The following is a 713-nucleotide window of genomic DNA, read 5'->3' on the forward strand; positions in this document are numbered from 1 at the left end:
ATGCATGGAGGACGTGACGTGGCGAACGACGCCAGCACCGTTTTCGACCTAGTGATCCTCGGCGGTGGTAGTGGCGGTTACGCCGCGGCCCTGCGCGGGGCGCAGCTTGGTCTGGACGTCGCCCTGATCGAGAAGGACAAGGTCGGCGGTACCTGCCTGCACCGGGGTTGCATCCCCACCAAGGCCCTGCTCCACGCGGGCGAGGTCGCCGACCAGGCGCGCGAGAGCGCGCAGTTCGGCGTCAAGGCCACCTTCGACGGCATCGACATCGCCGGGGTCCACAAGTACAAGGACGGCGTGATCTCCGGCCTGTACAAGGGCCTCCAGGGTCTCGTCGCCTCCCGCAAGGTGACGTACATCGAGGGTGAGGGCCGGCTGTCCTCCCCGACCTCCGTCGACGTGAACGGACAGCGGATCCAGGGCCGTCACGTCCTGCTGGCGACCGGCTCCGTGCCGAAGTCGCTGCCGGGTCTGGAGATCGACGGCAACCGGATCATCTCCTCCGACCACGCCCTCGTCCTGGACCGCGTGCCCAAGTCCGCGATCATCCTGGGCGGCGGTGTCATCGGCGTCGAGTTCGCCTCGGCGTGGAAGTCCTTCGGCGCGGACGTCACCGTCATCGAGGGTCTCAAGCACCTGGTGCCGGTCGAGGACGAGAACAGCTCCAAGCTGCTGGAGCGCGCGTTCCGCAAGCGCGGCATCAAGTTCAACCT

General features: G+C 67.5%; 1 protein-coding gene. It reads left to right on the forward strand.

All coding sequences use genetic code 11. The annotated features are described in order from the left end of the window. Positions 1-18 precede the first annotated feature (18 nt). Positions 19-713 (forward strand): FAD-dependent oxidoreductase (locus G6W55_RS38030; RefSeq protein WP_175525106.1); only part of this gene is annotated, 695 nt, incomplete at its 3' end.

The sequence above is a fragment of the Streptomyces sp. CAI-85 genome, from assembly GCF_013363615.1.
GTDB lineage: Bacteria > Actinomycetota > Actinomycetes > Streptomycetales > Streptomycetaceae > Streptomyces > Streptomyces antibioticus_B.